Source organism: Streptomyces sp. NBC_01689, from assembly GCF_036250675.1.
Classification (GTDB): domain Bacteria; phylum Actinomycetota; class Actinomycetes; order Streptomycetales; family Streptomycetaceae; genus Streptomyces.
Genome location: NZ_CP109592.1, coordinates 2,929,391 through 2,953,769, shown reverse-complemented (window position 1 = coordinate 2,953,769; position 24,379 = coordinate 2,929,391). Strand labels below are relative to the sequence as shown.

At 74.1% G+C, this 24,379-nt stretch carries 22 protein-coding genes; 7 read left to right on the top strand and 15 right to left on the bottom strand.

The window, feature by feature from the left end:
* Positions 1-13 precede the first annotated feature (13 nt).
* From OG776_RS12495 to OG776_RS12445, 11 genes are all read right to left on the bottom strand, one after another.
* Positions 14-1,369, bottom strand: a complete 1,356-nt coding sequence (locus OG776_RS12495; RefSeq protein WP_148013177.1) for a sulfate adenylyltransferase subunit 1 — start codon at positions 1,367-1,369, stop codon at positions 14-16.
* Positions 1,370-1,371: 2 nt separating this feature from the next.
* Positions 1,372-2,322 carry a sulfate adenylyltransferase subunit CysD gene (gene cysD / locus OG776_RS12490; RefSeq protein WP_148013176.1) on the bottom strand — a complete coding sequence of 317 codons (951 nt, stop codon included), beginning with the start codon at positions 2,320-2,322 and terminating at the stop codon, positions 1,372-1,374.
* Positions 2,319-2,885 carry an adenylyl-sulfate kinase gene (gene cysC / locus OG776_RS12485; protein ID WP_148013175.1) on the bottom strand — a complete coding sequence of 189 codons (567 nt, stop codon included), beginning with the start codon at positions 2,883-2,885 and terminating at the stop codon, positions 2,319-2,321. Before cysC ends, cysD begins: the two co-directional genes overlap by 4 nt.
* A gap of 2 nt (positions 2,886-2,887) precedes the next feature.
* Positions 2,888-3,607 carry a phosphoadenylyl-sulfate reductase gene (locus OG776_RS12480; protein WP_148013174.1) on the bottom strand — a complete coding sequence of 240 codons (720 nt, stop codon included), beginning with the start codon at positions 3,605-3,607 and terminating at the stop codon, positions 2,888-2,890.
* Positions 3,604-3,783, bottom strand: coding sequence for a hypothetical protein (locus OG776_RS12475; RefSeq protein ID WP_081220004.1), 180 nt, complete (start codon positions 3,781-3,783; stop codon positions 3,604-3,606). Before OG776_RS12475 ends, OG776_RS12480 begins: the two co-directional genes overlap by 4 nt.
* Positions 3,780-5,474 (bottom strand): nitrite/sulfite reductase, encoded by a 1,695-nt coding sequence (locus OG776_RS12470; protein WP_148013173.1) that lies wholly within the window; start codon positions 5,472-5,474, stop codon positions 3,780-3,782. The genes OG776_RS12475 and OG776_RS12470 overlap by 4 nt, the downstream gene beginning before the upstream one ends.
* A 132-nt stretch (positions 5,475-5,606) precedes the next feature.
* Positions 5,607-5,690, bottom strand: a complete 84-nt coding sequence (locus OG776_RS12465) for a putative leader peptide (protein ID WP_309474722.1) — start codon at positions 5,688-5,690, stop codon at positions 5,607-5,609.
* Between the two features lie 132 nt (positions 5,691-5,822).
* Positions 5,823-6,395, bottom strand: a complete 573-nt coding sequence (locus OG776_RS12460) for a GNAT family N-acetyltransferase (protein WP_148013172.1) — start codon at positions 6,393-6,395, stop codon at positions 5,823-5,825.
* A gap of 161 nt (positions 6,396-6,556) precedes the next feature.
* Positions 6,557-7,930, bottom strand: coding sequence for a hypothetical protein (locus OG776_RS12455; RefSeq protein WP_148013171.1), 1,374 nt, complete (start codon positions 7,928-7,930; stop codon positions 6,557-6,559).
* Positions 7,931-8,011: 81 nt separating this feature from the next.
* Positions 8,012-9,397 carry a helix-turn-helix domain-containing protein gene (locus OG776_RS12450; protein WP_329320643.1) on the bottom strand — a complete coding sequence of 462 codons (1,386 nt, stop codon included), beginning with the start codon at positions 9,395-9,397 and terminating at the stop codon, positions 8,012-8,014.
* Positions 9,398-9,696: 299 nt separating this feature from the next.
* On the bottom strand, positions 9,697-11,331 hold the full coding sequence (locus OG776_RS12445; RefSeq protein ID WP_329320641.1) for an acyl-CoA dehydrogenase family protein: 1,635 nt from the start codon (positions 11,329-11,331) through the stop codon (positions 9,697-9,699).
* Between the two features lie 17 nt (positions 11,332-11,348).
* Here OG776_RS12445 and OG776_RS12440 point away from each other — a divergent pair, with 17 nt between their 5' ends.
* A complete protein-coding gene (locus OG776_RS12440) occupies positions 11,349-12,515 on the top strand; it encodes a YihY/virulence factor BrkB family protein (protein WP_148013168.1) in 1,167 nt (388 codons plus the stop codon).
* A 333-nt stretch (positions 12,516-12,848) separates the two neighbouring features.
* On the opposite strand, the gene OG776_RS12435 is transcribed toward OG776_RS12440, so the two are convergent.
* Positions 12,849-13,709, bottom strand: a complete 861-nt coding sequence (locus OG776_RS12435) for an NmrA family transcriptional regulator (protein ID WP_329320638.1) — start codon at positions 13,707-13,709, stop codon at positions 12,849-12,851.
* A 103-nt stretch (positions 13,710-13,812) separates the two neighbouring features.
* Here OG776_RS12435 and OG776_RS12430 point away from each other — a divergent pair, with 103 nt between their 5' ends.
* The gene (locus tag OG776_RS12430; protein ID WP_329320636.1) at positions 13,813-14,748 is read left to right on the top strand and encodes an AraC family transcriptional regulator; all 936 of its coding nucleotides are present in this window, start codon (positions 13,813-13,815) and stop codon (positions 14,746-14,748) included.
* 10 nt (positions 14,749-14,758) lie between these two features.
* Complete coding sequence (locus OG776_RS12425) at positions 14,759-15,451, top strand: helix-turn-helix transcriptional regulator (protein WP_329320634.1); 693 nt, start codon at positions 14,759-14,761, stop codon at positions 15,449-15,451.
* A gap of 52 nt (positions 15,452-15,503) precedes the next feature.
* Here the strand turns inward: OG776_RS12425 and OG776_RS12420 are convergent, their stop codons facing one another.
* Positions 15,504-15,905 (bottom strand): VOC family protein, encoded by a 402-nt coding sequence (locus OG776_RS12420; protein WP_148013165.1) that lies wholly within the window; start codon positions 15,903-15,905, stop codon positions 15,504-15,506.
* 88 nt (positions 15,906-15,993) lie between these two features.
* On the opposite strand from OG776_RS12420, the gene OG776_RS12415 reads away from it, so the two are divergent.
* Together OG776_RS12415 and OG776_RS12410 are read left to right on the top strand one after the other, a co-directional pair.
* Entirely contained in the window at positions 15,994-16,689 is a 696-nt protein-coding gene (locus OG776_RS12415; protein WP_148013164.1) for a ThuA domain-containing protein, read from the top strand.
* Positions 16,690-16,908: 219 nt separating this feature from the next.
* Positions 16,909-18,531 carry a carboxylesterase/lipase family protein gene (locus OG776_RS12410; protein WP_329320631.1) on the top strand — a complete coding sequence of 541 codons (1,623 nt, stop codon included), beginning with the start codon at positions 16,909-16,911 and terminating at the stop codon, positions 18,529-18,531.
* A gap of 917 nt (positions 18,532-19,448) precedes the next feature.
* Here OG776_RS12410 and mmuM read toward each other — a convergent pair.
* The gene (gene mmuM / locus OG776_RS12405; protein WP_148013162.1) at positions 19,449-20,393 is read right to left on the bottom strand and encodes a homocysteine S-methyltransferase; all 945 of its coding nucleotides are present in this window, start codon (positions 20,391-20,393) and stop codon (positions 19,449-19,451) included.
* 264 nt (positions 20,394-20,657) lie between these two features.
* Here mmuM and OG776_RS12400 point away from each other — a divergent pair, with 264 nt between their 5' ends.
* Positions 20,658-22,490, top strand: a complete 1,833-nt coding sequence (locus tag OG776_RS12400; RefSeq protein WP_329320628.1) for a DUF2264 domain-containing protein — start codon at positions 20,658-20,660, stop codon at positions 22,488-22,490.
* Positions 22,491-22,563: 73 nt separating this feature from the next.
* On the top strand, positions 22,564-23,430 hold the full coding sequence (locus OG776_RS12395) for an isocitrate lyase/PEP mutase family protein (protein ID WP_329320627.1): 867 nt from the start codon (positions 22,564-22,566) through the stop codon (positions 23,428-23,430).
* An 11-nt stretch (positions 23,431-23,441) separates the two neighbouring features.
* On the opposite strand, the gene OG776_RS12390 is transcribed toward OG776_RS12395, so the two are convergent.
* Positions 23,442-24,236 carry an alpha/beta fold hydrolase gene (locus OG776_RS12390; protein ID WP_329320625.1) on the bottom strand — a complete coding sequence of 265 codons (795 nt, stop codon included), beginning with the start codon at positions 24,234-24,236 and terminating at the stop codon, positions 23,442-23,444.
* Positions 24,237-24,379: the final 143 nt, after the last annotated feature.

The window sequence follows — 24,379 nt, the reverse complement described above, 5'->3', positions numbered from 1 at the left end:
GGTGGGGGTCATGTCAGAAGTCCCACCCGTCCTCGTCGCCCTCGTCCTTGACCGGCTGCGGTGCGGCGAAGGACTCGCCGACCATGCCGGCGGTGAGGGTGGTGCCGTCCGAGGGGTCGATCAGGATGAACGCGCCGGTGCGCCGGGAGTCGGCGTACGAGTCGAGCGGAAGCGGCTCGGCGGTACGGATCTTGACGCGGCCGATGTCGTTGGCGGCGAGCCGGCCCGGGTGCGGGTGCAGCGAGAGGTCGTCCAGCGTCAGCCGGGACGGGATGTCCTTGACGATCGCCTTGACCGTGCGGGTGCCGTGCTTGAGCAGGACCCGGTGGCCGACCGTGAGCGGCTGGTCCGCGACATGGCACACGGTCGCCTCGACGTCCTGCGTGGTCGGCGGCGCGTCCTTGCTCGGTACGAGCAGGTCGCCGCGGGAGACGTCGATGTCGTCGGTCAGCAGCAGGGTCACCGACTGCGGGGTCCAGGCGATGTCGACCGGCGTGCCGAGCAGGTCGATCCCGGCGACCTGGGAGGTGCGTCCGGAGGGCAGGACGGTCACGCTCTCGCCGACGCGGAAGGTACCGGCCGCGATCTGGCCGGCGTAGCCGCGGTAGTCGGGGTGTTCGGCGGTCTGCGGGCGGATCACGTACTGCACGGGCAGCCGGGCGTGGCAGTGCGCCAGGTCGTGGCTGACCGGCACGGTCTCCAGGTGTTCCAGGACCGTCGGGCCGCCGTACCAGTCCATGTTCGCGGAGGGTTCCACCACGTTGTCACCGGCGAGCGCCGAGATGGGGATCGCGGTGATCTCCGGAACGCCCAGCTCGGAGGCGTACGCCGTGAACTCCTCGGCGATGACCGCGAAGACGGACTCCCGGTAGCCGACGAGGTCCATCTTGTTGACGGCGAGGACGACGTGCGGGACGCGCAGCAGAGCGGCGACGGCGGCGTGGCGCCGGGTCTGCTCGATGACGCCGTTGCGGGCGTCCACCAGGACGACGGCGAGGTCGGCGGTCGAGGCGCCGGTGACCATGTTCCGGGTGTACTGCACATGGCCCGGGGTGTCGGCGAGGATGAACCGGCGGCGCGCGGTGGCGAAGTACCGGTAGGCCACGTCGATCGTGATGCCCTGCTCCCGCTCGGCGCGCAGGCCGTCGGTGAGCAGCGCGAGATCGGGGGTGTCCTGGCCGCGGTCGGCCGAGACCCGCTCCACGGCCTCCAGCTGGTCCGTCAGGACCGACTTGGAGTCGTGCAGCAGACGGCCCACGAGCGTGGACTTGCCGTCGTCGACGGAGCCGGCGGTGGCGAAGCGCAGCAGCGTGGTCGCCGACAACTGCTCGACCGACAGGGGCTCGGTGGGTTCGGTGGCGCTGGTCATGGCTAGAAGTACCCCTCGCGCTTGCGGTCTTCCATCGCGGCTTCGGACATCTTGTCGTCGGCGCGGGTGGCGCCCCGCTCGGTGAGCCGGGAGGCGGCGATCTCGGCGATCACGGCGTCCAGCGTGGTGGCGTCGGAGTCGACGGCGCCGGTGCAGGACATGTCGCCGACGGTGCGGTAACGGACCTGCCGCTTCTCGGTCGTCTCGCTCTCCTTCGGACCGCCCCACTCGCCGGCGGTCAGCCACATGCCGGCCCGCTGGAACACCTCGCGCTCGTGCGCGAAGTAGATCTCCGGGAGTTCGATGCGCTCGCGGGCGATGTACTGCCAGACGTCCAGCTCGGTCCAGTTGGAGAGCGGAAAGACCCGGACGTGCTCGCCGGGGGCGTGGCGCCCGTTGTACAGCTGCCACAGCTCGGGGCGCTGGCGGCGCGGGTCCCACTGGGAGAACTCGTCGCGCAGGGAGAAGACACGTTCCTTCGCGCGGGCCTTCTCCTCGTCGCGGCGTCCGCCGCCGAACACGGCGTCGAAGCGCTCCGACTGGATCTTCTCGGTGAGCGGAACGGTCTGCAGCGGGTTGCGGGTGCCGTCCGGACGCTCCTTGAGGACACCGCGGTCGATGTAGTCCTGGACGGAGGCGACGTGCAGGCGCAGACCGTGGGCGGCCACCGTGCGGTCGCGGTACTCCAGGACCTCCGGGAAGTTGTGCCCGGTGTCGACGTGCAGCAGGGAGAACGGGACGGGCGCGGGGGCGAAGGCCTTCAGCGCCAGGTGCAGCATGACGATGGAGTCCTTGCCGCCGGAGAAGAGGACCACCGGCCGTTCGAACTCGCCCGCGACCTCGCGGAAGATGTGCACCGCCTCGGACTCCAGCGCGTCCAGGTGGGACAGCGCGTACGGCCCGCTGTTCCCGGAATCGCCGGCCGCCTCGGACACAGTGGCTGCGGTCGTCATGCGAGACCCCTTTCGGTGAGCAGCGCATGCAGCGCGGCCGCGGACTCCTGCACGGACTGGGTGTGCGACTCGATGCGCAGATCGGGCGAGACGGGCTCCTCGTAGGGGTCGTCGACGCCGGTCAGCCCCGAGATCTCGCCCGCGGCCTGCTTGGCGTAGAGCCCCTTCACGTCCCGTACGGAGCAGACCTCGACCGGGGTCGCGACGTGCACCTCCAGATACGCGGTGCCGCCGTCCCGGTGCCGTCCCCGCACCGCCTCGCGGCTGTCCGCGTACGGCGCGATGACGGGTACCAGGGCCTTGACGCCGTTGCGGGAGAGGAGTTCGGCGAGGAATCCGATGCGCTGGACGTTGGTGTCGCGGTCGGCGCGCGAGAAACCGAGGCCCGACGAGAGGAACTCGCGGATCTCGTCGCCGTCGAGCACCTCGACGCGGTGGCCCTCCTCGCGCAGCCGGCCGGCCAGCTCGTACGCGATGGTGGTCTTGCCGGCACTCGGCAGACCCGTGAGCCAGATCGTGGCTCCGGTCACTTGGTTCTCCTGGTTCTCCGCGATCTCGGTCATGGTCAGCCGTGCAGCCCGCACTCGGTCTTCGAGCGACCCGCCCAGCGGCCGGCGCGGGCGTCCTCGCCCTCCAGGACGCGGCGGGTGCAGGGCGCGCAGCCGACGGAGGCGTAACCGTCCGTCAGCAGAGGGTTGGTGAGGACGCCGTGCTCGGCGACGTAGGCGTCCACGTCGTCCTGCGTCCAGCGGGCGATCGGCGAGATCTTGACCTTCCGCCGCTTCTCGTCCCAGCCGACGACCGGGGTGCCCGCCCGGGTCGGGGACTCGTCCCTGCGCAGTCCCGTCGCCCACGCGTCGTACGCCGTGAGGCCCTCTTCGAGGGGCTTGACCTTGCGCAGGGCGCAGCACAGGTCGGGGTCGCGGTCGTGCAGCGCGGGCCCGTACTCGGCGTCCTGTTCGGCGACCGTCTGCCGGGGGGTGAGGGTGATGACATGGACGTCCATCACGGCCTCGACCGCGTCCCGGGTGCCGATGGTCTCGGGGAAGTGGTAGCCGGTGTCGAGGAAGACGACGTCGACCCGGCTGTCGTCGGGGAACGCGCGGGAGGCCAGGTGGGCGACGACCGCGTCCTCCATCGAGGAGGTGACACAGAACCTCTTGCCGAAGGTGTCCGCCGCCCAGCGGAGGATCTCCAGTGCGGAGGCGTCCTCCAGGTCACGCCCCGCCCGCTCGGCGAGATCCCTCAAGTCCTCGTCCGTACGCTCTTCCTGAGTTGCCGTCATATCTCCGCCCCTCCACGGTCGTCCTGCCGAAGGCCCCGGGACAGCAGCCCGAGGAACTTCAGCTGGAAGGCCCGGTTGCACGCCGCGCATTCCCACGCGCCGTGACCCTCCTCGCTGGGCCGCAGGTCCTCGTCCCCGCAGTAGGGGCAGTAGAACGGCGCGGCACGCTCGCTCATGACAGGGCCTCCTCGGAGGCGCGCGCGGCCCAGGTGGCGAAGCGCTCGCCGTCGGCACGCTCCGCCTGGAAACGCCTGAGGACCCGCTCGACGTAGTCCGGGAGTTCGTCCGAGGTGACCTTGAGGCCGCGGACCTTGCGGCCGAAGCCGGCCTCCAGCCCGAGCGCGCCGCCCAGGTGCACCTGGAAACCCTCGACCTGCTCACCCTGGTCGTCGAGGACCAGCTGGCCCTTGAGACCGATGTCCGCGACCTGGATACGGGCGCAGGCGTTCGGGCAGCCGTTCACGTTGATCGTGATCGGCTCCTCGAAGTCGGGCAGGCGGCGTTCGAGCTCGTCGATCAGGGAGGCGCCGCGGGCCTTGGTCTCGACGATCGCGAGCTTGCAGTACTCGATGCCGGTGCAGGCCATCGTGCCGCGCCGGAAGGAGGACGGCCGGACGGTCAGGTCGAGGGCTTCGAGCCCCTCCACCAGGGAGTCGACCCGGCTCTCCTCGACGTCGAGGACGATCATCTTCTGCTCGACGGTGGTGCGCAGCCGGCCGGAGCCGTGGGCGCCCGCCAGCTCGGCGATCTTGGTGAGGGTGGCGCCGTCCACCCGGCCGACGCGCGGGGCGAAGCCGACGTAGAACCTGCCGTCCTTCTGCCGGTGCACGCCGACGTGGTCGCGCCAGCGGGCGACGGGCTGCTCGGGCGCCGGGCCGTCCAGGAGCGCGCGCTCCAGGTACTCGTCCTCCAGGACCCGGCGGAACTTCTCCACGCCCCAGTCGGCGAGCAGGAACTTCAGGCGGGCGCGGGTGCGCAGCCGGCGGTAGCCGTAGTCGCGGAAGATCGAGATGACGCCCTCGTAGACGTCCGGGACCTCGTCCAGCGGGACCCAGGCGCCCAGGCGCTGTCCGATCTTCGGGTTGGTGGAGAGTCCGCCGCCGACCCAGAGGTCGAAGCCCGGGCCGTGCTCGGGGTGGTCCACGCCGACGAACGCGACGTCGTTGATCTCGTGCGCCACGTCCAGCAGGGGCGAGCCGGAGATCGCGGACTTGAACTTGCGGGGCAGGTTGGAGAAGTCCTTGTTGCCGATGATCCGGCGGTGGATCTCGTCGACCGCGGGCGTGCCGTCGATGATCTCGTCCTCGGCGATCCCGGCGACGGGCGAACCCAGGATCACGCGCGGAGTGTCGCCGCAAGCCTCCGTCGTGGACAGCCCCACGGCCTCCAGACGGTTCCAGATCTCCGGGACGTCCTCGATACGGATCCAGTGGTACTGCACGTTCTGCCGGTCGGTGAGGTCGGCGGTGCCGCGCGCGAACTCCTGCGAGATCTCGCCGATGACCCGCAGCTGGTCGGTGGTGAGCCGGCCGCCGTCGATACGGACGCGCAGCATGAAGTACTTGTCGTCCAGCTCCTCCGGCTCCAGGATCGCGGTCTTGCCGCCGTCGATCCCGGGCTTGCGCTGGGTGTACAGCCCCCACCAGCGCATCCGTCCGCGGAGGTCGTTGGGGTCGATCGAGTCGAAGCCCCGCTTGGAGTAGATCGTCTCAATGCGTGTCCGCACATTGAGACCGTCGTCGTCCTTCTTGAACTGCTCGTTTCCGTTGAGCGGGGTGAAGTGGCCCACGGCCCACTGGCCCTCACCGCGGTGACGGCTCACCTTGCGGCGGGGCCCGGCGTCGGGGTTCTGCGGGGTGGCGGCCATGGTGGACACGTCCTTCGGGACTGCGGGACAGGAAGGAGGGCACTCTTGAGCGCGCGCATGGGCACCCGTGGGACGGGTGCGCGTCATTGCGCGGGAGAGGCGAGAAAGGGAATGCCGGCTCGGCCGGGGCTGTCAGCTCACCGGACAGATGGCGCTGGACATGCGGCCGAGATCGACGTGGCGCCGACTCACCAAGGCAATTCCAGTTCCAGACATGACGGAAGCGTGTCACGCGTATCTCGGGGGAGTCCACCGTCATCCATCATGTGGACAACCTTGTCCCGGTCGCTGAGACAAGGGTGGTGGTCGGTCACCCGGTCGGCCCTCCGGGCCCGGCCGGACGGCTGGTCAGACCGTCCGTGCGCCGGGCCAGGGGCCGGGGGCGGTCACGTCCGGCTCGTCCTCGACCTTGGTGTCGAAGAGCCTGAACCCGCGCCGCAGGTAGTTGTCCATGGCGTACTCCCCGTCCTGGCTGCAGGTGTGCAGCCAGACCCGCTTGGTCTCGGCCCGCCTAGGCACGCGTTCGGCCAGGTCCCAGGCGCGCGCGACCCCGTACGAGAGGAGGTGGCCGCCGATGCGCCGGCCCCGGAAGGCGGGGATCAGGCCGAAGTAGACGATCTCCACGACACCGTCGTCCTGCGGTTCCAGCTCCACGTAGCCCGCGGGCGTGCCCCGGTCGTAGGCGACCCAGGTCTCCACGCCCGGCCGGTCCAGGAACCGCTCCCACTGCGCGTACGTCCAGCCCAGCCGGTCGGTCCAGCGGACGTCGGCGCCGACCGAGGCGTACAGGAAGCGGCTGAACTCGGCCGAGGGGACCTCGGCGCGCACGATCCGGACGTCCCCGGCGGGCGCCGCCGCGGGGAGCAGGTCGGCCGGGGAGGTCTGTTCCAGGGACCAGGTGGTCACAGTGACGGTGCTCATGAGGTCAGGGAACCACGGCCGCTCGGCCCCCTCCAAGGCGGACCCCGCCGCGCCCGGCCCGGCAAAGGCCCCGGCCGCGGCACTCGGGGCGGCCCGCGGGACACCGTCCGGCCGTGCCGCGGGACGCCGCGCGTCGGCGCCGCACGGTCCGCGCGACGGGCTCAGCCCAGCGAGCGGTCCACCGAGGCCAGCGGCACCGCGTAGAGGGTCCGCTCCGGCGTCGTGTCCGAGCCCGCGCCGCTCAGGGTCCACAGCTCGCCGGTCTCCTGCCAGTACGACAGGGAGGAGGTGTGCTGACCCCAGCAGGCGTACGACTGGTCGCCGCTGCACCGGACCGCCTCGGCACCGCCGCCGCTCTGCCGCCACAGGGTGCCGTGCCTGCCGCCGCTGCCGGGGGTGTGGCCGACGTACCAGTCGGCCCTGCGTGCCCCGACGGGTGTGTGCGACAGGGCGCCGGACAGACCTGAGGCCTTCGTCGTGTAGGCCTCGTCCGCGTCGACGCGGCCCAGGGAGTCGCTGCGGAGCAGGCCCTCACGGCCCGCGACGGTGCTGTAGGGATAGCGCCAGATCCGGGTCCGGTCGCCGTCCGGACCGGACGCCTCGGTGGCGACCAGGCTGTCCGGCGTCGAGGTGCGGTCCAGCGAGAGCGAGCCGAAGCAGGGGACCGACCCCGCGGCGGAGCCACAGGTGCCGCCGGCCGGGCTGTACGAGCCGACGGCCGGCAGCACATAGCGGTAGCCGTGCGCGGAGTAGCCGCCCCGCACCCTGCCGACCGCCGTGCCGTCCACGCCGGCCTTGAGGATGTGGTGCAGGTCGAAGACGAGCAGCGCGTCGTCGCGGCCGGCGTCGCTCCGGCCGGTGACGATCAGCTTGCCCTGGTACCAGACCATGCCGCTCATCCGGGAGCGGACCGCGTCGAAGTCCCGGCCCCCGTCACGCGGGGCGACGAGCAGCACCCAGCGGTAGGCGAGAGCCCGGGGGTCGCTCGCGTCGATCAGGGCGATCCGGGCCAGCTCGCGGTCCCCGGCCGTGGTGGCCGCCGACCGGTCGTCGTGCGTCCAGCCCGCCATGATGACGCGCTGCTCGCCCCACATGCCGTCGTCGTCCGCGTCGCCGGAGGTGGTGACGGAGGCCGGCCTCCACTCCCGGGTCCGGGCGTCGTCCCCGGCCCAGCAGTACGCCCGGGTCGCGACCGGTTCGAGGGGCAGCGCCGAGCGCTCGGTGCCGGAGCACTCCGCCCGGTCGCGCATCACGTGGTCGGTGTCGGCCAGGACGCCCGAGACGCCGACGTTGCCGCCCATGTTCCTGGTGAGCGTGGTCAGGGTGTCCTCGGGGAGCAGGTTCTCGTTCAGCCGGAAGCCGCCGGCCGTCGCGGCGGCACCGAGCGGGGCCAGTGCCCCGGGGCTGTTGCTGTTGGTGGCCTGGGAGGTGCTGATCAGCGTGGCCGCCGCGGTGAGCGCCAGGGCGGTTCCGGCCAGGGTGGCGCGCAGCGCCTGTCCCCTCCGTTGTCGGCGGTGCCTGCCGCGGTGCTTCATGCGTCCTCCCGAGGAAGGCCAACTGCCTCTCATGATCAATACGTTGACGGAGAGACGGGTGGGGTGGCCTGTGAGGGGATGCTACGGCAGGGAGCGGTCCACCTGGTCGAGGACCCCGGAAGACGGTCCCGAAATACGCTCCTTGTGGTTCACCGGGGACGCGTCGGCGCCCGGTGCGGTACAAGGGGGCGGTGCGGCGCGGGCCCTGCGTATGGCGGGAGCCGTCGAGTGGGCGAGCAGGTCCCGGGGGTCCTCCGGGAGGGCCAACTCCACCTCGGTGTCGTCGCAGAAACGATACGGCCGGTGCTCCAGGAAGGCCCCGAGGTACCGCCGTACGCGCGACATCTCGGCCCGTACCGTGACCGTGCGGCCCGCGTCGCCGAACAGGTCGTCGGCGAGGCCCGCGGCGCTGCGGCCGCCCGGACGGGCCGCGAGCAGGAAGAGCAGTTCGGCGTGGCGGGGGGTCAGCCGCTGGCACCAGGTCCCGGCGTCCGAGGCGACCGTCACCGACCAGCGGCGCGGATGCGCCAGGTCCAGGACGATCCGCGCGGGCCGCCGGGGCGCCGGTTCCTCGGTGGCGCGGACCAGCCAGCCGCCGGGCAGCGGTTCCACCACGCACGTCCCGACCGTCGGCAGCCAACCACGCCCCGCGCTCGGCTCCTTGGGCAGCGCGAGCCGGGTCGTGTACGGCATCCCGGTGACCGCGGCCGTCCAGCCGTCCTGGTCGACGGCCGCCGCGCGCCCGCCGAGCCGGGCCAGCACCGGCGCCGCCACCGCCCGCAGCCGCTCCAGCGAGGTCAGGTGCAGCTCGCGCAGCCGCGCCTCGGCGAGCCGGGCCACCGAGCCGACCAGCGCCAGCGTGGCCGGATGCAGCGTGTCCAGCGGTCCGCTCACGTCCACCACCCCCAGCAGGGTGCCGTCGCGCGGGTCGGTGACCGGCGCCCCGGCACACGTCCACGAGTGATGGGTGCGCACGAAGTGCTCGGCGGAGAACACCTGTACGGGCTGACGGGTGACCAGCGGGGTGCCCACGCCGTTGGTGCCGACGACGTTCTCACGCCAGTCCGCGCCGAGCTCCAGACCGAACCCGTCGGCCTTGCGCAGCACCGAGGAGCAGCCCTCGCGCCACAGCACCCGGCCCTCCTGGTCCGCGACGACCACGATGTGATGGGCCGCGTCCGCGACCGAGAGCAGTCCCTCACGCAGCACCGGCAGCACATGCCGCAGCCGCGAGGTCTGCCGTCGCCGCTCGACCTCGTCGCGGACCAGCAGCCCCGACCGGACGTCGTGGTCGGGGTCGACGCCGTCGCGCAGCATGCGCTCCCAGGACTGCCCGATCACCGGGCGCGGCGCGATCCGAGCCGGGTGCCCGGCCAGCGTGGCCTCGCGCACCTCGCCCAATACCCGGGCCGCCTGCGCGGCGTCCAGGGCGGCGAGCCGTGTCACGTCGATCGGCGGGTGCGCCACTGTTCCTCCCCGGGCGGACTGCGCACGGCGGCGGACGACCGGACGCTCGGCTCTTTTCGGCCAAGGGAGATCCGCCCCCGTACTGACTGCGGTTCTCATAGTGCCGCCCGGCGGCGACGGAGGGGCACAGTCCGGACACACTCCGCAGGAAAGTTGCAACCCCTTGCAACCCTGGCGAACAGCCGTACGGGGTCAGAAACTTGAGCGACGCCGCCGGTGCGGCGTTCGTGCTCCCCGCCACGGGGCCAGAGAGCGGGGGTGGTGCCGTGTCGGCGCAGCACCACCCCCGCGCCGCCGGCTCAGGAGACCGGACGGGCCCGCTCCACCACCGTGGCCAGATCCAGACTGTGCGGCAGGGTGCCGAAGGCCGAACCCCAGTCACAGCCCAGGCGTGAGGCGCAGAACGCGTCCGCGACCTCCGGCGGCGCGTACCGCACGAGCAGCGAACCCTGGAGCACCAGCGCGATGCGCTCCACCAGCCGGCGGGCACGGGCCTCGATGCCGTCCAGATCGGCCAGTTCGGCCAGCAGGTTCTTGATCGCGCCGTCCAGCCGGTGGTCGGCGCCGCGGGCCAGGCCCACCTCCCGCAGGAACGCGTTCAGCGCCTGAGGCTCGCGCTGCAGCGCGCGCAGCAGGTCGAGGGCCTGCACGTTGCCGGCGCCCTCCCAGATCGAGTTGAGCGGCGACTCGCGCAGCAGCCGCGGCATGCCGGACTCCTCCACGTACCCGTTGCCGCCCAGGCACTCCAGCGCCTCCACCGCCACCGGCGTGCACCGCTTGGTCACCCAGTACTTGGCGGCCGGCACGGCGAGCCGCAGGAACGCCCGCTCCTCCTCGCCGCCGTCGTCGTACGCGGCCGCCAGCCGCATCGCCAGCGTCGTGGCCGCCTCCGACTCCAGCGCCAGGTCGGCCAGCACGTTGCGCATCAGCGGCTTGTCGATCAGCCGGCCGCCGAAGGCCTCCCGGTGGGCGCTGTGGTGCACGGCCTGGGCGACGGCCTGCCGCATCAGCGAGGCGGCCCCGAGCACACAGTCGAGCCGGGTCGCCGAGACCATCTCGATGATCGTGCGCACCCCCCGGCCCTCGTCGCCGACCCGGCGCGCCCAGGTCCCGTCGAACTCGACCTCGCTCGACGCGTTCGACCGGTTGCCGAGCTTGTCCTTGAGCCGCTGGATACGGAACACGTTGCGGGTCCCGTCCGCGAGGACCCGCGGCACCAGGAAGCACGTCAGGCCGCCGGGGGCCTGCGCCAGCACCAGGAAGCCGTCCGACATGGGCGCCGAGCAGAACCACTTGTGCCCGGTCAGCTCGTAGGTCCCGTCCTCGGCGAGCGGCCGTGCCTCGGTGGTGTTGGCCCGTACGTCGCTGCCGCCCTGCTTCTCCGTCATGCCCATCCCGAAGAGCACTCCGGCCTTCTGGGCGGCGGGCCGCAGCCCCTGGTCGTAGACGGTGGACGTGAGGCGCGGCTCCCACTCGGCGGCGAGCGCGGGATCGGCCCGCAGGGCGGGCACCGCCGCGTGGGTCATCGACAGCGGACAGCCGTGGCCCGCCTCGGCCTGGGTCCAGACGATGAACCCGGCCGCCCGCCTCAGGTGCCCGCCGGGGCGCGACCAGGCGGCCGTCAGCCCGGCCGAGACGCCCTTGCCGAGGAGCCGGTGCCAGGAAGGGTGGAAGTCGACCTCGTCGACGCGGTTGCCGTAGCGGTCGTGGGTGCGCAGCTTCGGGGGGTTCTCGTTGGCGAGCGCCCCCCACTCCTGCACCTGCGCGGAACCGGTCGTGCGGCCGAGCGTCGTCAGCTCGTCCCGCGCCTCGTCGAGAAGCTGTGGATCAAGGTGCCGCTCGACCGCTTCCACGAGGGCCCGGTCGGCGGCAAAGACGTCATATCCGACCAGGGGCGGAGCCTGGTTGGTCACGGTGTGGGTGCTGGCTGCCATACGGATACGGTAAGGATGTGCACCAGGCAAAAGAAACACCTGAACGGCCTCCCTCGGGCCGCTTCCACCGCGCTCGCGCGCTGTACAGGAACGTGTCGAAGCGCAGGACCGCCTGGCTGCTGCTCAAGGACACCGTCAACTCCTGCATGGAGTACCGGATCCTGGGGCTGGCGGCCGAGTCCGCCTTCTTCACGCTCCTGTCCGTGCCGCCCCTGCTGCTCAGCCTGATCGGGCTGCTCGGTTACGTGGACGACTGGACCGGCGCGCACTCGATCGCCAGCCTGGAGTCCAACATCCTGGAGGCGTCCCGCACGGTCCTGACCGACAAGGGCGTGCACCAGATCGCCGAACCGATCCTCCACGACGTGATGAAGGGCGGACGCCCCGACGTCATCTCGATCGGGTTCCTGTTCGCCCTGTGGTCGGGGTCGCGCGCGGTGAACGTCTTCGTCGACACCATCACCGTGATGTACGGCCTCGACGGCACCCGCGGGATCGTGAAGACCAGGATGATGTCGTTCCTGCTCTTCGTCGTGGCCCTGCTGATCGGCTCGATCGCCCTGCCGCTGATGGTCGCGGGCCCGGACGCGGTGGTGCAGGTCGTGCCGTGGTCGGCGACGCTCGTGCAGGTGCTGTACTGGCCCGTCGTCATCGTGCTCTCGGTCGTCTTCCTCACCACGCTCTACCACGTCTCCGTGCCGGTGCGGTCGCCCTGGGTGGAGGACGTGCCGGGCGCCCTGGTGGCCCTCGCCATGTGGGTCCTCGGCAGCTTCCTCCTCCGGATCTACCTGACCAGCACGGTCGAGGGCCCGACGATCTACGGTTCGCTGGCCGCGCCCGTCGCGGTCCTCCTGTGGATCGGTGTGTCCGCGTTCGCGGTGCTGGTGGGCGCTGCCGTCAACGCCGCGATCGACCGGGTCTGGCCGGCCGCGGCCACGGCGGCGGCCCGCGCCGCCAACGAACGGCTGCGCCACGAGCAGGCCGCGGAGTACGTGGCCCGTGCGGCCGCCTCCTACTCCGCCGACCCCGACCCCGACGACCCGGACATGCCCTCCGAGTTCCCCGAGCGCTGGTCGCGCTTCCTCCCCCCGGAGGACGTGACGTCCCGGCTCCGGGGCCATGTGAAGAGCACGCACCACCCGCACAAGGACCACGAGGGCGAGAACGGTCCCCGGGGCGGCTGACCGGCCCCGCATGGCCCTACGCTGCCGCGCATCGCCGCGCCGCCCCGCGGTCGGCCGGTCCGGCGGCCGGCCGGTCCGGTGGCCCGCTTGCTTCCGCCGCGGGCTGTTCCCCGCCACCTGGCCGTCGTCGGCCGGCCTCGGCTCCGGTCACCGGGTCAGGGCCCGGCTGCTGGGTTCGGCCTCCGGCGGTCCGGCGTTTCCGGTGGTCCTGCAGTCCGGCGGTCCAGCAGTCCGGCGTATCCGGAGGTCCGGCGAGGTCCGGTCGCCGGGTGTGGCTCTCGAGGGTCCGGGCCCGCCCCGGGGCTCCCCGGGGGCGGGGCTCCCGGTGCGGCCTCAGCCCTTCCAGATCCCGGCCGCCGCGGTCTGCGCGGCGAAGTCCGAGAAGTCGCGCGGCTCGCGGCCCAGGACCTCCCGGACCCCGTCCGACAGACGGGCGTTGCGGCCGTCGAGAAGGGTCTCGAAGAGCCCGACGAGGAACCCGGCCTCCGCGGGCGGCACCCCGAGAGCGGCCAGGTCCTCCCCGTACTCCCGTGCCGTCACCGGGACATAGGCGAGTTCACCGCCGGTGGCCGCGGCGATCTCCGCGACCGCCTCCCGGAAGCTCAGCAGCCGGGGCCCGGAGACCTCCAGGTCCCGGCGCGCGTACCGGTCGCCCGCCGTCAGCACGGCCACCACGACGTCCGCGATGTCCCGCACGTCGACGAACGGCTCGCGCACCTCACCGGCCGGGAACACCAGCTTCCCGTGCCGGAGCCCGTCCACCAGCGGCCCCTCGCTGAAGTTCTGCGCGAACCAGGCCGCCCGTACGACCGTCCAGTCCGCGCCCGACTCCCGGAGAGCCTGCTCGGCCGGGCGGCCCTGCTCCTCGCCCCGCGACGACAGCAGCACCAGCCGCCGCACCCCGAGCCCGACCGCCTCCCGCGCCAGGGCGCCCACCGCCCCGGCCGCGGCGGGCACGCCGATGTCGTCGGGATGGACGAGATACGCCGCGTCGGCGCCCCGCAGGACGTCCGACCACGTCGACCGGTCCGTCCAGTCGAAACCATGGGCGCGCGAGGCCGCCCGTACGGCGAGCCCGGCCGTCCGGGCCGCCTCCGCCACCCGGCGGCCGGTGCGCCCGGAGGCCCCCGTCACCACCACCGTCATGTCCCGCGCACCGCGGATCTCCTGCTCACGTGCCGTGTGGTCCGTCATGCCGTCAGTCAAGCGCCGCTTCCGCCGCGGGCCCATCGTCGAAGAGCTCACGGGCATGAGCGGACGTCCACGACGGCGCGCGGGGGCCGTCTACGCTGACGCCATGGACGCACTCGCCGGCCTGCTCGAGGGCCCCCGGGCACGCGGCGCCTTCATGATCCGGGCGGCCTTCGACCCGCCCTGGTCCGTACGGGTCGAGGACCGCGCCCCCCTGACGGTCGTGCTCGTGGTCCGCGGCCGGGCCTGGATCACGCCGGACGAGGGGGAGCGGCTCCTGCTGCGCGCGGGCGACCTCGCCGTCGCCTGCGGCCCTGACCCGTACACCTGCGCGGACGACCCCGGGACCGCGCCACAGGCGGTGATCCTGCCGGGCGGGGAGTGCGTCCACCCCGACGGGCATCCGCTGCGGGGCCGCTGGGACCTCGGCGTGCGCAGCTGGGGCGACCGCCCCGACGGCTCCACGGTGCTGCTGATCGGGACGTACATGATGCGGGGCGAGATCAGCGGCAGGCTGCTCGACGCGCTGCCGCCGCTGCTCTCCCTCACCCAGGACCTGTGGGACTGCCCGCTCACGCCGATCCTCGCCGCGGAGATGGGACGTGACGAGCCGGGCCAGGAGGTCGTCCTCGACCGGCTCCTCGACCTGCTGACGATCAGCGCGCTGCGGGCCTGGTTCTCCCGTCCGCAGGCGGCGGCCCCGGCCTGGTACCGGGCGCTGGCGGACCCGGTCGTCGGACGGGCGCTGCGGCTCCTCCAGGACGACCCCGCGCACCCGTGGACGGTGGCGGCGCTCGCGGCGCGGGCCGGGGTCTCACGGGCCGCGCTGGCCCGGCGCTTCGCCGGACTCGTGGGCGAACCGCCGATGACCTACCTCACCGGGTGGCGCCTGGCGCTGGCCGCCGACCGGCTGCGCGAGACGGACGACACCCTGGAGTCGATAGCCCGCCGGGTCGGTTACGGCAGCGCGTTCGCCCTGTCCAGCGCCTTCAAACGGGTGTACGGAATCAGCCCGCGGGAGCACCGGGGCCGGGCGGCGTAGCCTGGCGTCCGTGTACGTGGAACGCGCGTCCCGGTTGCCCGGCGCGGTCGTGTGGCACCGCGCGGTGTCCACGCCCGCCCAGGCCGTGCGGCCCGTGCTCCCGGACGGCTGCATGGACCTGCTGTGGACCGAGGGCCGGCTGCTCGTCGCCGGCCCCGACACCCGCGCCCATGTGCCCGGCGGCGCACCCGCCCGCTGGGCGGGGGTCCGCTTCTACCCCGGTACCGCGCCCGCCCTCCTCGGCGTTCCCGCCGACGAACTCCGCGATCTGCGCGTCGGCCTGGCCGATCTCTGGCCCGCCGCCCTCGTCCGCCGCCTGACCGCGCGGATCGACGCGGCGGCCGACCCCGTCGCCGCGCTCGAGGAGGTGGCGCTGGACCGGGCGGAGGACACCGAGCCCGCCGACCCGCTCCTCCGGGAGATCGTGACCGCTCTCGGCGCGGGGCGGCCGGTCGCCGACACGGCCGACCGACTGGGCCTGAGCACACGGCAGTTGCACCGCCGCTCACTGACCGCCTTCGGCTACGGACCGAGGACGCTGGCCCGGGTCCTGAGACTGCAGCGGGCCCTCGCGCTGGCCTGGGACGGCGTCCCCTTCGCGGAGGTCGCCGCCCGGTCCGGCTTCGCCGACCAGCCCCATCTGGCCCGGGACGTCAAGGAGTTGGCGGGCATGCCGCTGCGCGCGCTGCTCGCGGACCCCTGAGTGTCCGTGTCCCGGGCCCGAGGCGGGCCGGCGGGCAGCCGTACGCGGGGCCCTACTCCCCGGGCAGCCGCGCGAACAGGTCCACGCCGTTGCCGTCCGGGTCGTGCACGACCGCGTACCGCATGCCCCAGAAGGCGTCCCACGGCTTGAGCTCGCCGTGGTGACCGGCGCCCACCAGCTCCTCGTACACGGAGTCGACCTCGGCCGGACTGTCGCAGAGGAAGGCGAGCGACGTCCGGCCCCCGCCGGCCGTCCCCGGCCGCCACCCCGGGTGGAACGACCGGACGGTCTCCTCGGTGTCGATCGCCAGCCGCAGGCCGCCGGGCAGTTCGGCCTCGACGTGCGGCTGGTCCTCGGCCCCCTCGGGGAAGACGAGACCGAGACGGCGGTAGAAGGCGAGCGTGGCGGCCAGGTCGGAGGCGACCAGGCCGATCACATCGAATCGTGGAGTCATGAGGGCACGGTAGACGGCCCGCGCGGGCCCGGTCTTGAAGGAATCGGACAGCCCGGGCGCCCGGCCGCGTCGGCATAGGCTCACCCTCATGGCCCACCGCGTGCTCGTCCACACCCGCACCACCGCCTACCGGCACGACTCCATCCCGGCCGCCGTGGCCGCGCTGCGCTCCCTCGGTGACGCGCACGGCTTCGACCTCGACGCCACCGAGGACCCCGCCTGTTTCGAGCGGCCGCTCGACGCGTACGCCGCCGTGGTCTTCCTCTCCACCAGCGGCGACGTGCTGACACCGGCGGGCCGGACCCGGCTCGCGGCGTACGTCGAGGGCGGCGGCGGCTTCGTCGGGGTGCACGCCGCCGCCTGCACCGAGTACGACTGGCCGTACTACGGCGAACTGCTCGGCGCCCGCTTCGACCGGCACCCCGACCTCCAGCCCGGCCGGGCCCTCGTCACGGACCGGACGCATCCTGCGACCCGACACCTCCCGGCCGTCTGGGAGTTCACCGACGAGTGGTACGACTTCCGCCCCGGACCGGACGGTTCGGCCCACGTGCTCGTCCACGCCGACGAATCCTCCTACGAGGGAGGCGGTATGGGCGACGACCACCCGCTGGTGTGGATCCGCGAGCAGGGCGCGGGCCGGGTCTTCTACACCGCGCTCGGTCACACGGCACGGGCCTACGACGACCCCGACTTCCGCACCCACCTGCTCGGCGGCATCACCTGGGCCGCCGGGGACCGCGCCGACCCGGGCAGGCCGCGACGGACGGCGTCCGCCGGGTAGCCCGACACACACCGTCCGTCTTTCACCGTCCGTCTCTCACCGTCCGTCTCTCACCGACGGGCGACCGGGGCCGGGGGCCGGGGCCGGTGGGCGGTCGCCCGTGTGCGCCGTTCGGGGATCTCCGGCCGGACGCCGGACGAGGACCTCCACGCGAACGGCCGCAGGTGATGTGATGCTCAGCCGGAAAGGGTGCGCGAGCGGCGAGGAGCTGGTGGTCGGATGGCGACGGACGCGGTGCGGCAGACGGATCCGGTGGTCACCACCCCGTACGGAGCGGTGCGCGGCCGATACGAGGACGGAGTCGCCGTCTTCCGCGGCATCCCTTACGCGGCACCGCCGTTCGGCCCGCGCCGCTTCCGGCCACCGGTGCCCCCGGAACCCTGGGACGGGGTGCGCGACGCGGGCTCCTTCGGACCGACGCCGCCCAAACCGCCCTACTCGGAGGCCTTCGCGCGGCTGCTCGCCGACCCGGTCGTGCCCGGCGACGACTGCCTCAACCTGAACGTGTGGACGCCTGAACCGGGCCCCGGCGCGCGCCTTCCCGTCCTGGTGTGGATCCACGGCGGGGCACTGACCCGCGGGTCGTCGGCCGTACCGGTCTACGACGGCCAGGCCTTCGCCCGTGACGGAGTCGTCCTGGTCTCCCTCAACTACCGGCTCGGCGTGGAGGGTTACGGCCTGTTCCCGGACCGGCCGGCCAACCCGGGCCTGCGCGACCAGCTCGCCGCCCTGGAATGGGTGCACACGTCGATCGCACGGTTCGGTGGCGACCCCGGCCGGGTGACCGTCTTCGGGGAGTCGGCGGGCGCCATCAGCATCGGGGCGCTGCTCGCCGCTCCGCGTGCCCGGGGACTCTTCCACCGAGCCGTCCTGCAGAGCGGACCGCCGGAGACCGCCGACCGGGACAAGGTGCGCCGGATGGTCCGCAGAATGGCCGCCCGGCTCAAGGTCCCGGCGACCGCGGAGGCGTTCGCCGACGTCGACCGCGACCTGCTGCTGCGCACCCAGGCCGAGGTGGGCCGGCTCAGCAGTCCCGTGCTCGGCGGGCCAGCCTTCGGGATCGTCGTCGACGGGGACCTGGTCCCGCGCGACCCGCTGGACGCCCTCCTGGAAGGCGCCGCGCCCGGCGTCGACCTGCTGCTCGGCTGGACCAGCGAGGAGTACCGGCTGTGGCTCGTCCCCGGCGGCCTGCTGGAACGCGTCGACCGGCTCGGCCCGGTCGCCGTCGCCGGTGCCATGGCCCGCTGCCGCTGTGGTCACGAGGTGCCGCGCGGCTACCGTGCCCTCCACCCGACGGCGAGCACCGCCGAACTCGTCGGACAGATGGTCACCGACCACCTCCTGCGGGTCCCGCTGCACCGCCTCGCCGGCGCCCGCCGCGGACACTCCCGCGCGTACGTCTACGAGTTCGGCTGGCCCTCGAACGTGCCCCGCCTGGGCGCCTGCCACGCGCTGGAGCTCGGCTTCGTCTTCGACAGCGCCGAGGTGCCCGAGGCGACCCAGCTCGCCGGTGAGGGCGCTCCGCGGGAACTCGCAGACGCCATGCACGGTGCGTGGGTGCGGTTCGCCGTGGACGGTGACCCCGGCTGGCCGGTCTGGGACACCACCCATCCCGTCCAGGTGTTCGGCGTGGGGGACCCGCACACCGTCCGAGGGCCGCGCGACCGCGAACTCGCCCTCTGGGAGGCGGAGTCGAGCAAGCCCGCGAGTGCCCGCGGCCCGTTCGGCGGAGCGCCGCCCGCGGCCGCCGCGCGCCCGCGCGAGGGCGCACCCGCCCGGACCACCGCACCGCTGTCGGCCGTGCGCCGACTGCGCCGCTCCGGCGGCGACCCCCGCCCCTGACGCCGGCCTCCGGGCCGTCGAAGGGGACCCGCCCGCCGGCGGACCCGCCCGAACGGGTCCCCGTGGGCGGCCGACGGACACGGGGCCCGGGCAGCCACCGGCCCGGGCCGCGGGCCGCACAGGCGGGCACGGAGCCCTCGGGCACCGGGTGCCCCGGCGGTGGGTCGGGCAGGCGGGCCTGGGGCCCCGGGCACCCGGTGTCCCGTCGGCGGGTGGACAGGCGGGCACGGGGCCCTGGGCACCCGGCGTCGCGGCGGTGGGTCGGACAGGCGGCACCGGGGTCCCGCGTGCCTGCCATTCCGGGCGGTGGGTCGGGCAGGCGGGTGCCGGGGTCTTGTGCGGCTGCCGTCCTGGCTGGGGGTTGCGCAAGCGTGTGCGGGGGTCGTGCGTGCTCGCCGTCGCGGGTGGTGGGCCGCACAGGCGGGCATTGGGGTCCCGCGTGCCTGCCGTCCGGGCTGTAGGTCGCACCGGTGGGGGCTCCGGGCGCCTGCTGTCCCGGGCTGGGTCGGGCAAGCGGTCCTCGGCACCCCGGGCACCCGCCGTCGCGGCTGGGGGTCGCGCAGGCGGGTGCCGGGGTCTTGGGTGCCTGCCGTCCCGGTCAGTGGGCTGCACAGGCGGACGCGGGTACCCCGCTGCCCGCCGTCCCGGACGGCGGGTCGTACAGGCGGGCACCGGGGTCGTGCGTGCTCGCCGTCGCGGGTGGCGGGCCGCACGCGGACCATGCCGCCCCGGGCGCCCGCGATCGTGGGTCGCGGGCATCGGGGTGCCGCCCCGCGCACCCGCGGCCCGGGCGCGTGAGCCGCGCAGCGGGGACCGGGTCGGGCTCCGGCCGCTCCGTCCACGCGGAGGGAGGCCAGGGCCCGCTCATGCGCCGGCGCGGGGCCGGGGGCGAAGGTCGCCCCGGCCCCGCGCGGCCCTCACCCGCCCGCGGTCAGCGACTCCCTGATCCGTGCGATCGCCCCGGGACCGACCCGGCAGCAGCCGCCGATCAGCCGGGCCCCGCCGCGCCGCCAGCCGGCCACCTGGGCGGCGGTGAACGTCGGACGCCCGCTCCACGCACGGGCCTCCGCGTCCCACACCTCGCCGCTGTTCGGATAGACCACCACCGGTCTGCCGGTCACCCGTGCCGCCGTCGCGACCGCGCCGTCCACGTCCTCGGGCGCGCAGCAGTTCACACCGACCGCGATGATCTCGTCCGCGTCGGCGGCCACCGCGAAGGCCTCCTCCAGGGGCTGACCGGCCCGGGTACGGTCACCGGCGACGCTGTACGACAGCCACGCGGGCACACCGAGACCGCGTACCGCCCGCAGCAGCGCCAGGGCCTCGTCGCTGTCCGGCACGGTCTCCAGGGCCAGCACGTCGGGCGCCGCGGCGGCCAGCACCTCCAGGCGGGGGCGGTGGAAGCGCTCCAGCTCGGCGACGCTCAGCCCGTACCGGCCCCGGTACTCGGACCCGTCGGCGAGCATCGCCCCGTACGGGCCCGCCGACGCGGCCACCCACAGGGGCCGTGTCACGCCCTTCGCCCGGGCGCGGCGGGCCGCCTCGCGCGCCGACCCGACGCTGAGCCGCAGCAGGTCGGCCGCCCGGTCGCGGGCGATCCCGCGCCGTGCGAAGCCCTCGAAGGTGGCCTGGTAGCTGGCGGTGATCGCCACGTCGGCGCCCGCCTCGTAGTAGGCGAGATGGGCCTCGGTGATCGCCTCCGGCCGCTCGGCGAGCAGCCGCGCCGACCACAGTTCGTCGCTCAGGTCGTGTCCGGCGGACGCGAGCTGGTTGGACATCCCCCCGTCCAGCACGACCGTTCCGGACGCGAGGGCGTCGGCGAGAGCGGGGGGACGGTCACCGCGGGGGGTGTCACTGGTCATGCCACGACGCTAGTCGACCGCCGGGGAGGCGCCCGCCGGTGTCCGGTGCGCGAACGCACCGCCCACGAGGCGCGACCGGGCGGGCGACGGTGAGTGACGCGGGCGGACCCGCTCCGCCCCGGCCCGCCGCACCGCCACTCGGCTCTCCGACCGGGGGTGCCGGCCGCCCCCGGCGCCCGCGCGCGGGCCGCCGGACCCGTTGACCTCCCCGGACCGCACCTCTACGTTTTCGGCGTTCCCCCGGCACAGAAAGGAAGTCCGCCGGTGCCGCCCCTTTCACCGCCGTCGTTCCTCGCCCTCCCCGAGGACCGCGGCCTCAGCCCGTACACCGGCTGCACACGAGCCCACTGGGAGGCGGCCGCCGACTCCCTGCTCGCGGCGGTCGCGCCGTACGCCACCGCCGACGGCGCGCTCTACCATCTGCCCGGGGACCGCACGAGCTGGTCGGGCAGGCTCTCCGACGGCCTGGAGGGCTACGCCCGTACCCTGCTCCTGGCCGCCTTCCGACGCGACGAGAAGGTCCTGGAACGCTACGCGGACGGCCTCGCCGCGGGAACGGCCGGCGTCTGGCCACGGATCCGGGACCGCAGCCAGCCGCTCGTCGAGGCCGCGTCCGTCGCCCTCGCCCTGCGACTGACCCGGCCCCTGCTGTGGGACCGGCTGGACGACGCCGTGCGGCAACGCGCCGCGGGTTGGCTCGGCGACGCGCTGACCGCCGAACCCTGGCCCTGCAACTGGGAGTTGTTCCCGGTGACGGTGGGCGGGTTCCTGGCCGAGATCGGTCACGAACCGGAGGCGGCCCGCGCCGCCGTCGACCGCGGCCTCGACCGCGTCGAGCAGTGGTACCTCGGCGACGGCTGGTACAGCGACGGCCCCGGCCGGGCCTTCGACTACTACAACGGCTGGGCGATGCACCTGTATCCGGTGCTGCACGCCCGGTCGGACGGCGACGAGCGGCTGCTCGACCTGTACGGCGGCCGTCTCGCGCGCCATCTGGAGGACTACGCCCGGCTGTTCGGCGCCGACGGCGCGCCGGTGCCCCAGGGCCGCTCCCTGACCTACCGTTTCGCGACGGCCGCACCGCTGTGGCTGGGGGCCCTGACCGGACGTACCCCGCTGGCGCCGGGCGAGACCCGGCGCCTCGCCTCCGGAGCCCTGCGTCACTTCCTCGACCGGGGTGCCGTCGACGCCCGGGGGCTGCTCACCCTCGGCTGGCACGGCCCCGACGGGTCGGTCCTGCAGGGCTATTCGGGCCCGGCGTCCCCGTACTGGGCGAGCAAGGGGTTCCTCGGCCTCCTCCTCCCGCCCGACCACGAGGTGTGGACGGCCCGCGAGGAACCGGGCCCGACGGACCGCGCCGACGCGGTCACCCCGGTCGGCCCGCCCAACTGGCTGCTCCAGAGCACGGCTTCGGACGGTCTGGTCCGCCTCCACAACCACGGCAGCGAGGACGTCCGCTGGGACCCGTACTACACGCGGCTCGCCTACTCGACGGTGACATGGCCCGCGGAGCCGCCCGGGGACAGCACCCCGGCCGCCGACGACCCGCCCCGCGACAACAGTGTGTCCGTCGGCGGTGATCCGAGCCGTACGCACATCGAACCGCTGGGCGCCGGGAGCGGCTGGGCCGCGTCCCGGCACACGAACGGGGACGGCGTCCGGGTCACGAGCCTGGTCGTCGCGCACGGCGCGGCCGAGGTGCGGGCGCACCTGGTGGCGGGCGCGGCCCCCGGCACACCGGTACGGGTGACGGGCTGGCCGCACGACGGCGCGGCCCGGTCCGAACTCCTGCCCCTGCACGGCCTGTCGGAGGAGAGCAGCAGCACGGACACGGACACGGAGGCGACCGGCACGGACACGGAAGGGACGGGTGTGGTGGGGACGGGTGTGGTGGGCGCCGACGCCACCCTCTTCGTCGCCCTCGCCCGCCTCACCGCCGAACCCGGCCCGCGCCCCCTCGCCGAGCTGGTGTCCGTGACGGTGGAGGACACGTACGACGTGTGCGTGAGCTGGGCCGCCGGTCCGTCGGCGCGGTTCCGCTTCGGCGCCGTGGACGGGAGCTCCCCGGCGGCCTCGTGGTCGGTGGCGCCCCGGTGACCGCCGGTCCGCACGCGCGAGGGCCCGCACGGTTCGGCCGGTGCCGAAGAGTCGTGCCCCTAGCGTGGGGAACATGAACGCCGACCAGGCACGTCCTCCCCGTCCGGCGGTCCGGGGCACCGGTGAACCCGAGCGCTCCGCCCCGGGAACCGTGCGTCCCGCCTCCGGCCCGGGCCGCTTCGCCGCGCTCCACCGCACCGGCGCCCCGCTGCTCCTGCCCAACGCGTGGGACCACGCCTCGGCCGCTCTTCTCGCCGCCGAGGGCTTCGAGGCGATCGGGACGACGAGTCTCGGGGTGGCCGCCGCGGCCGGGCTGCCGGACGGCGCGGCGGCGACCAGGGACCTGACGGTCCGGCTGGCCCGGCGGCTCGCCACCGGACCGTACCTGTTGTCCGTGGACGCCGAGGACGGCTTCGGACCGGACCCGGACGAGGTCGCCGCGACGGCGCGCGAACTGGCCGCCGCGGGCGTCGCCGGGGTCAACCTGGAGGACGGGCTCGGCCCGGCCGAGGAGCACGCCGCGAAGATCACGGCGGTCAAGGCCGCCGCACCGGACCTCTTCGTCAACGCCCGCACCGACACCCACTGGCTCGGCGACGCCCGGGACGCGCGGGAGACACACCGCCGGCTCGATCTCTACCGACAGGCGGGCGCCGACGGCGTGTTCGTGCCCGGCCTGACCGATCCCGCCCGGATCGCCGCCCTCGTGAAGAGCCTCGACGTGCCGCTCAACATCCTCTACTCACCCTCCGGACCGTCCGTCGCCCACCTCGTCGACCTCGGCGTACGCCGGGTCAGCCTCGGCTCGTTCCTCTACCGGCGGGCGCTGGGCGCGGTCCTCGACGCGGTCGGCGACATCCGGGCCGGCCGGCCCGCGCGGGGCACGGCGCCGACGTACGACGCGGTGCAGGCGTTCAGCAGGCCGGCCGCCGGCCGGTGAGGGGAGGACCGTCAGACCGCCTCGGACCCGGTGAGGAGGCCGGCGAGCCGGTCCGCGAATTCCACGGGGTGTTCGACGACACCGAGGTGCCCTCCGGGGAACCCGGCGAAGCCGCCACCGCTGAGCTCCGCCAGCAAGACGGCCGTACGGTGCGGGAGTTGGCCCCGCGAGTCGTGTCCGGCACCGAGGGTGAGCCGGGCGGCACGGGACTTCAGGGCGGGCAGGTCCGGGCTGTGGCCGGTGAAGGGCTCCAGCACGCGGGTGAGGAAGACGCCCATGGGGGTGTCCGGGTCCACCGCGGGGACCGGTGTGGGCGGCCCCTCCCACGCATGGCCCAGCAGCCCGGCCTGGAGGCGGCTCATCGCGGCACCGAGGCCCCGCGTGCGGCCGGTCTCCGCCACCTCGGCGATCATCGCCCGCTGCTCCGCGGCGTCGGGCAGCACGGCCAGGCTGGGCGGCTCGTGGGCGATCACGTGCCGCAGCCGCCGCGGGTGCCGGGACAGCAGGTCCAGGGCGACGATGCCGCCGGAGCTGCTGCCGAAGACGTACGGGCTCTCGCCGTCCGGAAGCAGCGAACCGAGGAGAGCGTGGGCACCGTCGCCCCACTCCTCCACGCGCTGCTCGCCGACCGGGCCGTCGAGCGGGCCGGCGGACAGTCCGAGTGGGTCGAAGGTCACCACGGTGAACCGTTCGGCGAGGCGCTCGGTCGCGCCCTCCAGCCCCATGGGGTGACCGGCTCCGCCCGGTAGGACCAGGAGTACGGGCCCGCTGCCGCGCACGTCGTGACGGGATCGGCGATCAGGCATGGAAGGGGTCCTCCGTGGTCCGTGGCCAGTGCGTGCATACGTACGTGATTGCGTGTCAAAGTCAGTGCCGGGCACGGGCCGTCCGGCGCCCGCTCCCTTCCGGCCGTACGCCCCTGGAGGTGCCGCGGCCGCCGAACCGCCTC

Coding starts and splice junctions, on each gene's coding strand:
- OG776_RS12495 (WP_148013177.1), bottom strand. CDS start 1,369: ATGACCAGCGCCACCGAACCCACCGAGCCCCTGTCGGTCGAGCAGTTG.
- cysD (WP_148013176.1), bottom strand. CDS start 2,322: ATGACGACCGCAGCCACTGTGTCCGAGGCGGCCGGCGATTCCGGGAAC.
- cysC (WP_148013175.1), bottom strand. CDS start 2,885: ATGACCGAGATCGCGGAGAACCAGGAGAACCAAGTGACCGGAGCCACG.
- OG776_RS12480 (WP_148013174.1), bottom strand. CDS start 3,607: ATGACGGCAACTCAGGAAGAGCGTACGGACGAGGACTTGAGGGATCTC.
- OG776_RS12475 (WP_081220004.1), bottom strand. CDS start 3,783: ATGAGCGAGCGTGCCGCGCCGTTCTACTGCCCCTACTGCGGGGACGAG.
- OG776_RS12470 (WP_148013173.1), bottom strand. CDS start 5,474: ATGGCCGCCACCCCGCAGAACCCCGACGCCGGGCCCCGCCGCAAGGTG.
- OG776_RS12465 (WP_309474722.1), bottom strand. CDS start 5,690: ATGTCTGGAACTGGAATTGCCTTGGTGAGTCGGCGCCACGTCGATCTC.
- OG776_RS12460 (WP_148013172.1), bottom strand. CDS start 6,395: ATGAGCACCGTCACTGTGACCACCTGGTCCCTGGAACAGACCTCCCCG.
- OG776_RS12455 (WP_148013171.1), bottom strand. CDS start 7,930: ATGAAGCACCGCGGCAGGCACCGCCGACAACGGAGGGGACAGGCGCTG.
- OG776_RS12445 (WP_329320641.1), bottom strand. CDS start 11,331: ATGGCAGCCAGCACCCACACCGTGACCAACCAGGCTCCGCCCCTGGTC.
- OG776_RS12435 (WP_329320638.1), bottom strand. CDS start 13,709: ATGACGGACCACACGGCACGTGAGCAGGAGATCCGCGGTGCGCGGGAC.
- OG776_RS12430 (WP_329320636.1), top strand. CDS start 13,813: ATGGACGCACTCGCCGGCCTGCTCGAGGGCCCCCGGGCACGCGGCGCC.
- OG776_RS12420 (WP_148013165.1), bottom strand. CDS start 15,905: ATGACTCCACGATTCGATGTGATCGGCCTGGTCGCCTCCGACCTGGCC.
- OG776_RS12415 (WP_148013164.1), top strand. CDS start 15,994: ATGGCCCACCGCGTGCTCGTCCACACCCGCACCACCGCCTACCGGCAC.
- OG776_RS12410 (WP_329320631.1), top strand. CDS start 16,909: ATGGCGACGGACGCGGTGCGGCAGACGGATCCGGTGGTCACCACCCCG.
- mmuM (WP_148013162.1), bottom strand. CDS start 20,393: ATGACCAGTGACACCCCCCGCGGTGACCGTCCCCCCGCTCTCGCCGAC.
- OG776_RS12395 (WP_329320627.1), top strand. CDS start 22,564: ATGAACGCCGACCAGGCACGTCCTCCCCGTCCGGCGGTCCGGGGCACC.
- OG776_RS12390 (WP_329320625.1), bottom strand. CDS start 24,236: ATGCCTGATCGCCGATCCCGTCACGACGTGCGCGGCAGCGGGCCCGTA.